A 14684-nucleotide genomic window follows, 5' to 3' on the forward strand; every position below is an offset into this window, starting at 1 on the left:
GACATGCAGACAAAGATGCTGATCGACGAAGAACTGGTTGCCGGAAATGGCGAAGCCCTGCCTGTGTTGAACCCCGCGACCGGTGAGACCGTCGCCGGGATCGCCTGTAGCGAGGTGTTGGGTCCGGTCGTGACCCCGTCGCGGTTTTCCGAGGCCGGGGTCGCCCTGCGCATTGCCAATGCCGGGCGGTTTGGGCTGGCATCGTCGGTTTACGCGCTGGATGCCGATACCTCCGTGCGCCATATGATGGTGGCGCACTGATGCGGCTGGCCGGGAAAAGAGCTCTGATCACAGGCGGCCGGCAAGGCATCGGGCGCGCCATTGTCGAGGCGTTCGCGCGGGAAGGAGCAGCCGTGACCACCTGTGGGCGCGGGCCGAGACCGGACGGGTTGGACGACCTCATCCAATGGTATCCGCTGGACGTCACGAATGCAGAAGCGGTTGAGGAATTGGCGTTTGTCACGGACGGCACCGATATCCTTGTCAACAACGCCGGCGTTCAGGTCGAAAAGACCGTGGCCGACAGCACCAACGCCGATTGGGAGGCGGTGATCGGCACCAATTGCCGGGGGGTCTTCAATCTGTGCCGCGCCTATATTCCGCGAATGCCCGAGGGTGGCTCGATCATCAACATAGGTTCGATTTCAGGCCGTGTCGCGGATCCTTCGATGGCGCTCTACAACGCATCCAAGGCTTTTGTGCACGGTCTGACCCGGTCGATTGCCGTTGATCATGGCCCCGGGATCAGATGCAACGCGATCTGTCCGGGCTGGATCGAAACGGGGATGCTCGATGCCGGGTTCGATCTGGCAGCGGACCCCAAGGCCGCGCGGCAGGACGCACTGGCACGCCATCCCGCCCGCAGGTTCGGCAAGCCCGAAGACATCGCCAGCATGGCCGTCTGGCTGGCCTCGGACGAAGCCGGCTTTGCCACCGGACAGTTATTTACCGTGGATGGCGGCATGACGGCGGCCTCCCCCCTCAACCCGGGATTGTTCTGATGAAGTTTCAGCACACAGCCTGCCTTGGAGGCGGCGTGATTGGCGCCAGCTGGGCGGCATTGTTTCTGGCCTCCGGCCGTTCGGTGGCGATGTTCGATCCTGCGCCGGACGTCGAACGCAAGGTGCGCTACTATGTCGAGACGGCCTGGCCCGCGATGACGGAACTTGGGCTGACCCGGAACGGGAATCCTGATGACATCACGTTCCACAACAGCCCGGTCAGCGCGGTCGAAGGCGCGGAATTCGTGCAGGAAAACGTGCCCGAAAGGCTGGCAATCAAACACGCGACATTTGCCGGGATCGAACCCGCCCTGATGCCGAACGCGATTGTTGCAAGCTCGGCCTCGGGGCTGACCCTCAGCCAGATGCAACCGGGGTGGAAAGACCCGTCGCGCTTTGTTCTGGGCCACCCGTTCAATCCGCCGCATCTGATCCCGCTGGTCGAAGTTCTGGGGAACGAGCACACAGGTGCTGGCGTGGTCGACGCCACGCAACGGTTTTACGAATCCGTCGGCAAGACCACGATCCGCGTCAACAAAGAGGTGCCCGGCCACGTCGCCAACCGTCTTCAGGCCGCAATCTGGCGCGAGGCAATCAATCTTGTCATGTCCGGCGTCGCCTCGGTTGAAGATGTGGACAAGGCGGTTTGGGCCGGCCCGGGTCTGCGCTGGGCGGCCATGGGCCCGACCATGTTGTTTAACCTTGGCGCGGGTGAAGGCGGCTTACAGGCGTTTTGCGATCACTTCGCGGATACGTTCAACGGCTGGTGGGACGATCTGGGGCAAGTCTATCTGACCGAGCAGGTCACGCAAACACTGGTTCAGGGCGTCAATGCCGAAACAACCGGGAAATCAACGGCCGAGCTTGCGAAAACGCGGGACGCCCTGATAGTGGCGATGCAGAAATCCATTGCAGAGTTACGCTAGAACACCGGCGGTCTGAGCCCGGCCTGAAACCAGCCGATCAGTGAAACAATTGAGTATACCGGCAACCCGGCCGCCCCTTGAATATCCGCGGCGTAGGGGCACATATTCGTGCATTCCAGCACCAGAGCCCCAAGGTCGGGATGCGCCTTCTGCATCGCAAGCGCCGCTTCGACATTGTCGGCGCGGGCTTTTTCGACGTCCAAAGTAGGCTGGTTATCAAGGATCGCCTGCGTGAATTCCTGCCCGCCTTCGGTTGACCCGATGGGCGTCCCTTCGGGCACCTGAGCACTGCGCAGGTGTTCGGGGGTCAGGGTCGATGCCGATATCGTAAGCACCCCTGCCCGCTTGCCCGCGGGCAACAACCGGTTGACCATCTCGACCTGCATCAAAGAGGACGTGACGACCGGGACCGGCACGGCCCGGGACAGCTCATCCTGAAACAGCGAAAGAAACCCGCAATTCGTGGTGATCCCGTCCACGCCGTCCTCAACCAGTTCCCGGGCGGCATCGACAAACGCACCCAGCAACCCTTCGGCCTTGCGGCGCACCACCAGATCGGGCGAGGCGTTCCGCACGATGCGGTAATGCACCGGGAACGGCCATGTCAGAGCATTTCCCATATCGCCGGGGATTTGCGGAAAGCGCGCATCAAGCATCAGGATCCCGACCGATGCGCCATAGAGCGATTTACCACCTGTCGCGATCATGACTTACGCCTCTTCGATAATCCGGGCCGCGATATCTTCGGACCCTTCCATGTAGATATTCGAAATCCCGTGCCGAACCGCATCCTGCACCTGATCCATTCGCTTGGCGATGTGATTGCCCAGCACTTCGGCAGCAGCGCCAGAGTCGCGGTTCAGCAACGCCTGCATCACCTGCTTGTGTTCCTCTTTGGAACGTTGCACCCGGTCCAGGCTCATTGAGATCCAGCGGATATACCGGATGCGCTCGTTGATCCGTCGCAGGGAGTTGAGCAATTCCGCATTGCCCGAAAGCCGTGCAATACCAAGATGAAACGCCTCATCCCGGCTGACCGCTTCTTCGACCGTCAGACCCGTGATGTCGATCCCGGTGGCATAAAGTTCGTCGTTCAACCTCTGCAATTCGGCGTCCGTTGCTTTTTCACAAGCAGCGCGCGCGGCGGCGGTCTCGATGATCTGCCGCAACTCAAACAGATCAAACACACCCTTCGCGTCCAGCGGACGACAGAAAAACCCCTGCCCGGGCCGAAAGTCGAACATCCGCTCGGCCACCAGCCGGTTCAGAGCTTCGCGCAGCGGCGTGCGGCTGACACCCAACTCTTTCGACAGGGCGACTTCGTTCAGACGATCGCCCGGCCGAAGGCGAAAGGACACAGCCATCGCTTTGACCTGTTCATAGATGTCGTCGACCCGTGGACCTGCCATGAAAACTCCTTTTTCGCACTGCTGCCACAGACCAGACTTGAAATCAATATACAAAACTGTATACAGCTCTGCGCACAGACCTGCAATCAGAGGGACCAGCGATGACGGGAACCAACTATCTGACCGGAGCCGAAGCAATGGTGCGCATGCTCGAAGCGCATGGCGTCAAACATATGTTCGGTCTGTGCGGCGATACCACGCTGCCTTTCTATGACGCGCTGGCGCGGATGGATCATGGCATTGAACACATCCTGACCCGCGACGAACGTCATGCCGCCTATATGGCGGACGGCTATGCCCGCGTGACCGGCAAGCCGGGCGTTTGCGAAGGGCCATCGGGCGGAGGCGCGACCTATATTCTGCCGGGTGTTATCGAGGCCAATGAAAGCTCGGTTCCGATTCTTGCCATCACCTCGGACGTGGCGACCACCAGCCGGGGAAAATACCCGCTGACCGAATTGGATCAGGAAGCGCTGTTCAAGCCGCTGTCCAAGTGGAACACGTCGCTGGACGATGCGACCCGTCTGCCGGCGATGGTTCGCGCAGCGTTTCGGGCGATGACCACCGGAACTCCGGGCGCGACCCATCTGGCACTGCCCTTCGACACACAGAAAGGTCAGGTGGACGAGGTTGAAATCTGGGCCGACGCACGCCACCGCAGTTACCCCGCTGAACGGGCCGCCCCGGATCAAGCGGCCATCGACGCCGCCGTCGAAATACTGGCGCGGGCGAAATCGGCCGTGGCAATCTGCGGCGGCGGACCTGTTTTGTCGGGCGCGACCGACGCGCTGCACAAAGTGGCCTTACTGCTGGACATGCCCGTGGCCACAACGGTGTCCGGTCAGGGATCAATTGCGGAAACTGACCCCTTGGCGCTGGGCGTTGTGGGATCGAACGGCGGCATCCCTGCGACGCGTGCCGTCGTGGACGGCGCCGACGTCGTCCTGTTCATCGGATGCCGCGCGGGGTCGGTCACAACCGAACGCTGGCGCAGTCCGGCGCGTGACGTGACCGTCATCCATATCGACAGCGATCCGATGGTGATCGGCGCGAACTATCAGACCGAGGTTGCGATCTGCGCCGATGCCCGTCTGGCGCTGGAAGCGCTGGCAGACGGATTGGCAGCACATGCGGGTCTGACAGCTCAGGGCGGCGCAGCCAAAGCCAAAGCGGCGTGGCAGGCCAAAATGGCGGCATTCGCCCCCCTGGCCGCCAGCCAGGACACTCCGATCCGGCCCGAGGCGGTGATGGCCGCCCTGATGGATATTCTGGATGAAGACGCCATCGTTGTGGCCGATCCCGGCACCCCCTGCCCCTATTTCAGCGCCCATTACCGCTGGCAAAAGCCGGGGCGGCATTTCATCACGAACCGCGCACACGGCGCGTTGGGCTATTCGTTGGGGGCGGCCATGGGCGCGCATGTCGGACGCCCTGCGGTCAAAACTCTGGCCGTGATGGGGGACGGATCATTCGGCTTTGCCTGCGGTGAATTCGAAACGTTGGTGCGGCACAATATGCCAATCACATCCATCGTGTTTTCGAATTCCGTGTTCGGCTGGATCAAGGCCGGGCAGGATGCAGGGTTCGGCCAGCGGTATTACAACGTCGATTTCAACCGCACGGATCACGCCGCCGTTGCATCGGCCTTTGGCGTCAAATCATGGACGGTGAAAGACCCCGACGACCTGCGCCGCGTTCTGAAAGAAGCAGTCGAGCATGACGGCCCCACTCTGGTCGACATTCACTCGCAACCGCTTCACGAGGCCGCGGCGCCTGTTTCCGAATGGGTCGCATAAGACGCGATTGAGGGCGTCAGCTGGGCCAGAAATTCCTGCGCGATGGCGGACAGAGGACGCCCCTTGGCGGTGATAATGGCAAGGTCCAGCATCACCGCAGGTCGGAACAGGCGGGTCTGATAGCCGCTTTCGGCGTCGAATGTCACAGTGAACGGGTCGATCACCGCCACCCCCATGCCTTGCTTGACGAAACTCAGCAGGTTTTCGGACAGGTGCGTGTGGATCTTGGTGCGCCAGGTCCGCCCGGCGGCCTGAAAGATGTCTCGGGTGCGGCGGTGAGTTTGATGTTCAGGGCCCATCACGATGAAGGGTTCGTTTTCCAGCAATTCCGGCGTCAGCACATCATATTGCGTCAGATGGCTGCCCTCGGGAAAGGTGGCCAGCGTTTCGAACTGAAAGACCTGATAGTTGAGCGTGTCGTGAAGAATTGGCATCTCGACAATGCCCACTTCGAACAGGCCCGAAATCACCCATTCCTGAATCTTGGACGAATATTGCGACTGAAAACTGACCGACAGGTTCGGGCGGCTTTCGGCGAACCGCGCGATTTCCTTCGGCATGAAGCCAAAGGACAGCAGATGTGGCGCGGCGACCTGTAGCTGACCGGGGTGCTTGTTCTGCAAATCCGTCACCGCCTGCGCCACATGATCCAGACCACGCACGACCGTGTCGACCTCACGAAACAGCAACTCGGCCTCGGGCGTAGGCAGCAGGCGGCCCTTGTTACGCTCGAACAGCGGCAGGCGTGCCTCGCGCTCAAGCTGCGCCAGCAGGTTGCTGATTCCGGGCTGCGAGATACCCAGAACCGAGGCCGCCCCGGTCACCGTGCCCGTTTCCATGATCGCGTGAAACGCCTGCAATTGACGAAACCGAAGGGACATTGCGCCAACCTCATCACTTTTTCTGATACTCTTGCCATAACATAGTATTTGAAATGATACACTCACCACGGCACGGTTCCTCCTGACGACCGGAGGACCAATGAGCGATCTGAACCAGACCATCACCGGGTTTAATGTTTGGCATCTTGAACTGCCCGTCACGTCGCGACGCGATCACGGGATCGGAACGGTCGACGGCGCGTGCGAGGTGGTGATCCTGCGCCTGACGTCCGAGGATGGCACCGAGGGGTATGGCGAAGCCTCGCCCTGGGCTGTCTTCACCGGAACCCCCGAGGCAACTTATGCGGCGCTGAACCGATACTTGCGCCCGCTGGTCGTCGGGTCCCGCGTGGCGGACCGGGCAGCGATCATGGCGCGGGCTGCCTATGCGGTCGCCCATTGCACCGAGGCCAAGGCTGCGCTGGAGTCCGCCTTGCTGGACCTTGCCGGACGCATCACCGGCCTGCCTGTCTGGGCGATGCTGGGCGGAAAGTGTCGCGATACGATCCCGCTGAGCTGTTCCATCGCCAACCCGGACTTTCAGCAGGATGTCGCGTTGCTGGAGCGGCTCAGGGAAGATGGGGTTCGGATCGTCAAACTGAAGACGGGATTCAGGGACCACGCGTTTGACATCATGCGTCTGGAGCATCTGGCGCGGAACTGCCCCGAATTGTCGGTGCGCGTGGACTATAATCAGGGGCTGTCCGTCGAAGAGGCGCCCGGACGGGTGCGGGACGTGGCGCAGTTCAACCCGGATTTCATCGAACAGCCCGTGCGGGCGCACCACTTTGGGATGATGGCCCGGTTGCGCAACCAGATTGGCGTCCCCCTGCTGGCCGATGAAAGCGTATTCGGCCCCGAGGACATGGAGCGCGCGGCCCGCGAGGGTATCTGCGACGGCGTTTCGGTCAAAATCATGAAATCCGGCGGCCTCAGTCGCGGCCAGTCTGTGGCACGTATCGCTGCGGCGCACGGGCTCAGTGCCTATGGCGGAGATATGTTCGAGGCTGGTCTGGCGCATCTGGCCGGCACGCATATGATTGCCGCGACGCCTGAAATCACGCTGGGCTGCGAGTTCTATCAGGCGTCCTATTTCCTCAAGCAGGACATATTGGAAGAGCCATTTTCTGTGCAAAACGGAAAAGTCGTCGTACCGGATACGCCCGGGCTGGGCGGCAGACCGGATCGGGACAAGCTGAACCATTTCGCGGTGTCAAGGGCGGTGGCGGCATGAGCGGGAAAAAGACCATTGCCATCATCGGTGCCGGTATCGTGGGCGTGTCCGCTGCGATTTGGCTCCAGCGCGACGGGCATGACGTGATCCTGATCGACAAGGCCGGGCCTGGCGAAGGCACGTCGCACGGCAATGGCGGGGTTCTGGCGTCCTGTTCGATTGTCCCGGTCACGGTTCCGGGATTGCTGGGCAAGGCACCCGGAATGCTTTTTGATCCGGCACAGCCCCTGTTCCTGAAATGGGGGTACGTGCCCAGACTGCTGCCCTGGCTGCTGCGTTATCTGAAACACGCCAATGCCGCCGATGTCGAACGGATCGCCGCCGCGCTGTCCCCTATTGTCGGAGACAGCCTGAACGACCACAAAGCTCTGGCTGAAGGTACAGGGGCAGAGAAGTGGATCGTGCCCTCGGATTATCTTTTTCTGTATCAAAACCGTCAACACTTTGACGGCGACGCCTTTGGCTGGAGCATCCGCCGCAGGAACGGATTTGAGTGGGAGGAACTGGAGGGCCAGGACTTTCACGATTATGACCCGATCTTCAGCCGCGACATCGGATTTGCCGCCAGGCTGTCGGATCACGGGCACATCACCGATCCAGGCCTTTACGTCAAAGACCTGGCCGCATTTGTTGCCGCGAATGGTGGCAGGGTCATCCGTGCAATCATTGACGATGTGGTACGCGACAACGGCCGGGTCACTGGTGTTCGGGCCGGGGGCGAGACCATCCCCTGCGACACCGCAATTGTCACCGCGGGCGTCTGGTCCGGCGCGTTGGCCGAGAAACTGGGTGTTACGGTTCCTCTTGAAAGCGAACGCGGTTATCATCTTGAATTGGTGGAACCTTCTGCGATGCCCAGAAGCCCGGTTATGGTAGCGTCAGGCAAGTTTGTCGCCACCCCGATGAAGGGACGGATACGGCTGGCCGGAATCGTCGAATTCGGCGGTCTGGATGCGCCGCCCTCGCGGGCGCCGTTCGAATTGATGCGCAAGAATGCCCGGGCGGCGTTTCCGGGCGTAACATGGAAGGACGAAGTGGAATGGATGGGGCACCGGCCCGCCCCGGCAGACTCGATCCCGATTATCGGAGAAGTTCCTGGGATTGACGGCGCCTATATGGGCTTCGGGCACCATCACATCGGCCTGACAGGCGGGCCGAAAACGGGACGCCTTTTGGCGCAGATGATCGCGGGCAGAACCCCAAACGCGGATGTGAGCGTGTACGCCCCGTCGCGATACATAAACTAAGAAAAGCCGGTGAAGAACACCGCCCAACCTAATGACAACTGGGAGAATAAAATGAAAAAACTGACAAGCCTTCTGGCGGCAACCGCTCTGACCGCAGCCGCAGCCCTGCCCGCCGTTGCGGAAAAATGGGACATGCCGATGGCCTATTCGGCGTCGAACTTCCACTCGGCAACGGGTGCTGAATTCGCCAAATGCGTAACCACCGGCACGAGCGGTGAGATTGAGATCGTGACCCACCCGTCCGGTTCGCTGTTCAAGGGCGCCGACATCAAACGCGCGATTCAAACCGGTCAGGCACCGATTGGCGAGCGGCTGTTGTCGGGCCACCAGAACGAAAACGCGCTGTTCGGGTTCGATTCGATCCCCTTCCTTGCCACCTCGTTCGACGACAGCGCCAAGCTGTGGGACGCTGCAAAGCCAGCGATCGAAAACCTGCTGGCGGAACAGAACCTGACACTGCTTTACGCGGTGCCATGGCCGCCTCAGGGGCTGTATTTCAAGAACGAAGTAAACTCGGTCGCCGATATGAAGGGCATCAAGTTCCGCTCGTACAACAACGCCACATCGCGTCTGGCCGAACTCACGGGAATGCTGCCGGTGACCATCGAAGCGGCTGAGATCAGTCAGGCTTTTGCCACCGGCGTTGCGGATTCGATGGTGTCTTCGGGGTCGACCGGATATGACCGCAAGGTCTGGGAAAGTCTGAACTACTTCTACGAAGTGGATGCCTGGCTGCCGCGTAACTACGTGATGGTGAACTCGGACATCTGGTCGGGTGTGTCGGACGCCAACAAGAACGTCATCAAGGCCTGTGCCGAACTGGCCGAATACGCGGGTAACTGGCGCGCCAAGGAATATACCGGGTTCACCCTGCAAGGTCTGCGCGATGGCGGCATGACCGTTGGCCCGGCGTCGGATCAGATGACGGGCGAACTGAAAGAGATCGGCGTCACCATGACCAATGAATGGCTGGAGGCTGCCGGAGACGAAGGCAAAGCCATCGTCGACGCCTTCAACTCGGCGCAATAACCTTCCTGAAGCGGGCGGCGGCGGAACCCGTCGCCCGTTGTCCATCCAGACATAACAAAGCGGGGACGGTATGGCAGTCTTGAGAGGACTTCGGTCCGTACTGGATTTCATCTATCTGGCAGCTGGCGTGCTGGCGGCATTGAGCCTGATCGCCATTCTGGCGCTTATCGTGGTGCAGATGCTGGCCCGCTGGACCGGCGAGGTCTTTCCCGGCGCGCCGGATTATGCCGGATACGCAATGGCCGCCGCCTCGTTCCTGGCCTTTGCCAACGCACTGAACCGCGGCAGCCATATCCGCGTCTCGATCCTGTTGAACGCGGTGCCGGACAGATTTCGGCGGGTGCTGGAAATCTGGTGCTTCACCATCGGCACTGCCGTGATGTGGTATTTCTGCTGGTACGCCTATCGCTTCGTCTACTGGAGCTGGAAATTCAACGACATCAGTCAGGGGCAGGACAGAACGCCCTTATGGATACCGCAATCGGCCATGCTGTTCGGCGCGGTCATTCTGGCCATCGCCCTGACCGATCACCTGATCCACGTGCTGGTCCGGGGCGATCACCGCATCACCCGCGATCTTGCCGATCAAAGCCACGGAGAGTGAGAGCATGGAAAACGCATCAATCATCATCCTCTTCCTCTTTGTTCTGTTCACTCTGCTGGGTACCGGCGTCTGGGTCGGGCTTGCCCTGATGGGCGTCGCCTGGGTCGGGATGGAGCTGTTTACCACCCGACCTGTCGGTGATGTCATGATCACGACGATCTGGTCAGCCTCATCCTCGTGGACGCTGACCGCGCTGCCGATGTTCATCTGGATGGGCGAGATCCTGTACCGAACGCGATTATCCGAAGATATGTTCAAGGGCCTGTCCCCGTGGATGGCCCCCCTGCCCGGCGGTCTCGTGCACACCAATATCGTGGGCTGCACGGTTTTTGCCGCTGTGTCGGGGTCCTCGGCCGCCACGCTGACCACGGTCGGCAAGATGTCGATCCCTGAGTTGCGCAAGCGCAACTATCCCGAACGTATGATCATCGGCACCCTGACCGGCGCGGCAACATTGGGCCTGATGATCCCGCCGTCGCTGACGCTGATCGTCTATGGCGTCACCATCAATAAATCGATCACAAAGCTGTTCTTCGCAGGCATTCTGCCAGGGCTGGTTCTGGCTTGCATGTTCATGGGATATGTCGCGATCTATTCGAAGGTTGGTAAAGACTGGAACCCAAATGAGGAAGGCAAGTTGACCTTCTCAGAGAAGGTTAGGAATTCACGCTTTCTGCTGCCGGTCATCCTGCTGATCACAGTCGTTATCGGCTCGATGTATCTGGGCTATGCCACCGCGACCGAAGCCGCAGCGTTCGGTGTGATCGGCGGGCTGCTACTGGCGGCGAGCCAGGGTTCGCTCAGCTGGAAGACCTTCACCGATAGCCTGATGGGGGCCACCCGGACCAGCGCCATGATCGCGTTGATCCTTGCCGGTGCGGCGTTCCTGTCCCTGTCGATGGGCTTTACCGGGCTGCCGCGCGGTCTGGCCGATCTGATCGCAGGATGGGACCTGACCCGGTTCGAGCTGCTGATGGTGCTGCTGGTCTTTTACATCATCCTTGGGTGCTTTCTTGACGGCATTTCCTCGGTCGTGCTGACGATGGCCGTGGTCGAGCCGATGATCCGGCAGGCTGGCATCGACTTGATCTGGTTCGGCATCTTCATCGTTGTCGTGGTCGAAATGGCCCAGATCACACCGCCGATCGGCTTCAATCTGTTCGTCATGCAAGGCATGACCAATCACGAGATGAGCTATATCGCCCGCGCCGCGATCCCGATGTTCCTGATCATGGTGGTGATGGTGTTCGTGCTGATCTGGTTCCCGGAACTGGCCACATGGCTGCCGGAAAACCTGCGGCAGAGCCCGACCGGGTAGCGCGCCCTTGAACCCTTTGCACGCAGCCGCCCGCCACGGCCCCTATGTGCTGTTGGCGGGTCTGATCGCAGGGTTGCTGCTGCCGGGGCTGGCACAGCCGATGCGGCCATTGTTGCCGCCCATGGTGGTGCTTTTGCTGTTCGTTACCGTCCTGCGCATGGAACCGGACAGCATTCTAGGCTCTTTGGCCGACCTGCGCCGCGTTCTCCTCGCGGTGGTCGGGCTGCAACTTGCCCTGCCCCTGGCCCTTCTGGCCGTCGGTACCGCAGGTGGGTGGTCCGGCAGCCCGGTTCTGTTCGCGCTGCTGATCATGACGGCAGCACCGTCAATTGCCGGCAGCCCGAACCTGTGCCGGATGATGGGGCATTCCCCGGAGTTTGCGTTGCGCTTGCTGGTTGTCGGCACTGCATTGTTGCCGCTGACGATGGCACCCGTCTTCTGGTTTGCGCCCGAGTTTGGTGGGTTCGGTGCCGTTTTGTGGGCCGCGGCAAAGCTTTTGGCTACGATCCTCGTGTCAACGCTCGCGGCGATCGCCTTGCGTATGACGTTTCTGCGCCGTCCGTCGCCGAGTTCAGAGCAGAGCCTTGAAGGCATCGCAAATGTCACGCTGGCGATCTTTGTCATCGGCCTGATGCCATCGGTCAGCGAGGCAATTCTGACCGAAACCATGCGCGCAATTTTCTGGATTGCCTTCGCCTGTTCTGCCAATTTCGGCACACAGATCGCCTTTTTCTATCTGACCCGGTCGCGGCTATCCCCGGCAAGGACAACCGCCGTATCTATTATCGCTGCAAACCGGAACATCGCCCTGTTCTTTGTCGCACTGTCACCAGAGGTCACGGCACCGATCATGGTGTTCATTGGCGCATATCAGATACCGATGTACCTGACCCCGCTGGTGATGCGTCGCCTCTACCGGGGACCCGGTTAGCGACCGATGATGATGTCTGCGCACAGCCCGCCCAGCCGTTCGCTTTTGCCCAGCCGCAGCACGCCGCCATGCGCGCGGGCAATGTCGGCAACGATGGCCAGACCAAGCCCGACGCTGCTGCCCCGATTCTGATTGCGCGCCGGATCGAGGCGCGAGAATGGCTTGACGGCCTCGGTGCGTTGCTCGGGCGGAATGCCTGGCCCGTCATCTTCGACCCGGATGCGCAGGGATTTGGGTGAAACCGACAGGCTGACCTCGGCGCAATTGCCGTATCGGACAGCATTTCCGATCAGGTTTTCAACGGCACGGCGAATGGCCGTGGGGCGCAGGGTAACAGCACCCGCACCTTCGACCGAAACCAGATTTGCGTCATGACCGGCCCGGCGCGCGTCCTTGACGATCTGGCGCAACAGCGTTTCGGGATCGACGGTTTCCGGCGATCCTTCCGCCGCCCCGCGCGAGAAATCGAGGAAGGCATCCAGCAGCAACTGCATCTCATCGACGTCCTGCTGTAGCGGCGCGGCCTCATCCTCGGGCAGCATCGACAGGCCCAGTTTCAGGCGGGTCAGTGGGGTGCGCAGATCATGGCTGACACCGGACAACATCATCGTGCGCTGTTCCATCTGCCGCTCGATCCGGGCCCGCATATCCAGAAACGCGCTGCCAGCGGCGCGAACCTCGATGGCGCCACCGGGCGAATACGGCACCACTCTGCCACGCCCGAACGCCTGCGCGGCATCGGCCAGACGCGTAATCGGACGCAACTGGTTTCGCATATACAGAAATGAAATCGAGGTCATGATGACGGCGAAAAAGACCATCGTGACGATCAACTGATGCGGCGCGGCAGGCGACAACCTGCGGCGATCAAAGGTCAGTTGCAGCATCCCCAGATGTGTACGGAGGTACAGCCGCGCCTCCTGACCGCTGGGCAAGGCGACCGTGACCAGTTCCGGCAGCAGCGCATGCAGATCGGTTTCAACCTGCGGCGCGATGAAATCATACCATCGGCGGGGGCCGATGACCGGTTTCTCGTTGATGCCCAGAAACCGCGCCCGCATATCCAAAGCCAGCAAATCCGGGCGCACGGCTGCCAGTGCCTGTTGCTGGGTCTCGGCATCCTGCATGACGTCGGTCACCAATGTCACCTCGCGCGATGCCGCGCGGGTCATCTGCGCGGTCACGTCCTCAAGGTGTTTTTGCAGGAACGCGACGCCCACCACCAACAGCAGGACAATCACCGGCAGAACCAGGATCAGCGCAGCACGGGCATAGAGGCTGCGCGGCATATAGGGTTTGAGCCATCGCGCGGACATGCGCTAAACCTAACGGGCTGTTACGACAAGAGAAAGAGTGCAGAATGCAGGCCCCCGATGATTTCAACCCGCCCGCCGGCCCGGCCGTTGAGTTGCAACCGGACCTCCGGCGCATTCTGGCACCGAATCCGTCACCGATGACATACCGGGGCACCAACACCTATCTGCTTGGACGCCGCGATCTGGCCGTGATCGATCCCGGCCCGCTCAGCGACGCACATCTGGATGCCATACTGGCCGCCGTACAGCCCGACCAGCGTATCAGCCATATCGTCGTCACCCACAGCCATCTTGATCATTCCCCGCTTGCAGCACCGCTGGCCGAACGAACGGGCGCTCCGGTCCTGGCCTTTGGCGGGCCTGAGGCCGGGCGCAGCGCGGTCATGTCGGAACTGGCCCGGGACGGGCTTGCCGGGGGCGGCGAAGGGATCGACACGGCCTTCCAGCCCGATGTCGAAGTTGCAGACGGCGACATTATCTCGGGCGACGGGTGGCAGCTTGAGGTGATCCACACGCCCGGCCATTTGGGCAACCACATCGCGCTGGCCTGGGGCGACACCTGCTTCACGGCCGATCATGTAATGGGCTGGGCCAGTTCGCTGGTATCGCCTCCGGACGGCGATCTGACGGATTTCATGAGCGCCTGCCACCGCCTGCGGGCGCGTGACTGGTCGGTGTTTCATGCCGGACACGGGGCCCCGATCACAAACCCTGCCGGCCGGCTGGACTGGCTGATCAATCACCGCATGGAACGTGAGGCCCAGATTCTGGCCGCCCTGGAGATCAATCCCGGCACGGCCCGGGACCTGGCCGCACGGATTTACACGGACACACCCGCCGCGCTTCTTCCAGCGGCAGAGCGCAACGTATTCGCCCATCTGGTTGATCTGGCTGGAAAATCAAAGGTCGAACCCGACGGAAAACTGTCCGTCAACGCCCGGTTCGTCCGGTCTTTGTAGAGCCGCAGAACTTTTTTGCAAATTCCTGTCGTT

15 protein-coding genes are annotated in these 14684 nt (G+C 61.2%); 11 read left to right on the forward strand and 4 right to left on the reverse strand.

All coding sequences use genetic code 11. The features are described 5' to 3' along the window. Positions 1–3: 3 nt before the first annotated feature. Genes ACXAC3_RS13490 through ACXAC3_RS13500 form a run of 3 tightly spaced genes read left to right on the forward strand, consistent with a single transcriptional unit; the run spans position 4 to position 1927 of the window. Positions 4–261 carry an aldehyde dehydrogenase family protein gene (locus tag ACXAC3_RS13490; RefSeq protein ID WP_475160996.1) on the forward strand — a complete coding sequence of 86 codons (258 nt, stop codon included), beginning with the start codon at positions 4–6 and terminating at the stop codon, positions 259–261. After that, positions 261–1001: an SDR family NAD(P)-dependent oxidoreductase gene (locus ACXAC3_RS13495; protein WP_475160998.1), complete on the forward strand. Its 741-nt coding sequence runs from the start codon at positions 261–263 to the stop codon at positions 999–1001. Before ACXAC3_RS13490 ends, ACXAC3_RS13495 begins: the two co-directional genes overlap by 1 nt. Further along, positions 1001–1927, forward strand: a complete 927-nt coding sequence (locus tag ACXAC3_RS13500; protein WP_475161000.1) for a 3-hydroxyacyl-CoA dehydrogenase NAD-binding domain-containing protein — start codon at positions 1001–1003, stop codon at positions 1925–1927. Before ACXAC3_RS13495 ends, ACXAC3_RS13500 begins: the two co-directional genes overlap by 1 nt. Here the strand turns inward: ACXAC3_RS13500 and ACXAC3_RS13505 are convergent. Beyond that, positions 1924–2634, reverse strand: a complete 711-nt coding sequence (locus ACXAC3_RS13505) for an aspartate/glutamate racemase family protein (protein ID WP_475161002.1) — start codon at positions 2632–2634, stop codon at positions 1924–1926. The genes ACXAC3_RS13500 and ACXAC3_RS13505 overlap by 4 nt on opposite strands. Before the next feature lie 3 nt (positions 2635–2637). Continuing rightward, complete coding sequence (locus ACXAC3_RS13510; protein ID WP_475161005.1) at positions 2638–3336, reverse strand: GntR family transcriptional regulator; 699 nt, start codon at positions 3334–3336, stop codon at positions 2638–2640. 101 nt (positions 3337–3437) lie between these two features. On the opposite strand from ACXAC3_RS13510, the gene ACXAC3_RS13515 reads away from it, so the two are divergent. Beyond that, positions 3438–5132, forward strand: a complete 1695-nt coding sequence (locus ACXAC3_RS13515) for a thiamine pyrophosphate-binding protein (RefSeq protein ID WP_475161006.1) — start codon at positions 3438–3440, stop codon at positions 5130–5132. On the opposite strand, the gene ACXAC3_RS13520 is transcribed toward ACXAC3_RS13515, so the two are convergent. Further along, positions 5093–6013, reverse strand: coding sequence for a LysR family transcriptional regulator (locus tag ACXAC3_RS13520; RefSeq protein WP_475161010.1), 921 nt, complete (start codon positions 6011–6013; stop codon positions 5093–5095). The two genes, ACXAC3_RS13515 and ACXAC3_RS13520, sit on opposite strands and share 40 nt — an antisense overlap. Positions 6014–6113: 100 nt before the next feature. On the opposite strand from ACXAC3_RS13520, the gene ACXAC3_RS13525 reads away from it, so the two are divergent. From ACXAC3_RS13525 to ACXAC3_RS13550, 6 genes are all read left to right on the forward strand, one after another. Then, a complete protein-coding gene (locus ACXAC3_RS13525; protein WP_475161013.1) occupies positions 6114–7247 on the forward strand; it encodes an enolase C-terminal domain-like protein in 1134 nt (377 codons plus the stop codon). After that, positions 7244–8494 (forward strand): NAD(P)/FAD-dependent oxidoreductase, encoded by a 1251-nt coding sequence (locus ACXAC3_RS13530; RefSeq protein ID WP_475161016.1) that lies wholly within the window; start codon positions 7244–7246, stop codon positions 8492–8494. The genes ACXAC3_RS13525 and ACXAC3_RS13530 overlap by 4 nt, the downstream gene beginning before the upstream one ends. Positions 8495–8545: 51 nt before the next feature. Continuing rightward, positions 8546–9523 (forward strand): TRAP transporter substrate-binding protein, encoded by a 978-nt coding sequence (locus ACXAC3_RS13535; protein ID WP_475161019.1) that lies wholly within the window; start codon positions 8546–8548, stop codon positions 9521–9523. 70 nt (positions 9524–9593) lie between these two features. Then, positions 9594–10127: a TRAP transporter small permease gene (locus ACXAC3_RS13540; RefSeq protein WP_475161022.1), complete on the forward strand. Its 534-nt coding sequence runs from the start codon at positions 9594–9596 to the stop codon at positions 10125–10127. 4 nt (positions 10128–10131) lie between these two features. Beyond that, complete coding sequence (locus ACXAC3_RS13545; RefSeq protein ID WP_475161024.1) at positions 10132–11445, forward strand: TRAP transporter large permease; 1314 nt, start codon at positions 10132–10134, stop codon at positions 11443–11445. 7 nt (positions 11446–11452) lie between these two features. Continuing rightward, positions 11453–12376 (forward strand): hypothetical protein, encoded by a 924-nt coding sequence (locus ACXAC3_RS13550; RefSeq protein ID WP_475161027.1) that lies wholly within the window; start codon positions 11453–11455, stop codon positions 12374–12376. Here ACXAC3_RS13550 and ACXAC3_RS13555 read toward each other — a convergent pair. Beyond that, positions 12373–13692, reverse strand: a complete 1320-nt coding sequence (locus ACXAC3_RS13555; protein ID WP_475161028.1) for an ATP-binding protein — start codon at positions 13690–13692, stop codon at positions 12373–12375. The genes ACXAC3_RS13550 and ACXAC3_RS13555 overlap by 4 nt on opposite strands. A gap of 44 nt (positions 13693–13736) precedes the next feature. Here ACXAC3_RS13555 and ACXAC3_RS13560 point away from each other — a divergent pair, with 44 nt between their 5' ends. Then, the gene (locus ACXAC3_RS13560) at positions 13737–14651 is read left to right on the forward strand and encodes an MBL fold metallo-hydrolase (RefSeq protein WP_475161029.1); all 915 of its coding nucleotides are present in this window, start codon (positions 13737–13739) and stop codon (positions 14649–14651) included. The last annotated feature ends 33 nt before the right edge of the window (positions 14652–14684 follow it).

This window comes from Ruegeria sp. ABV4_181, from assembly GCF_056158465.1.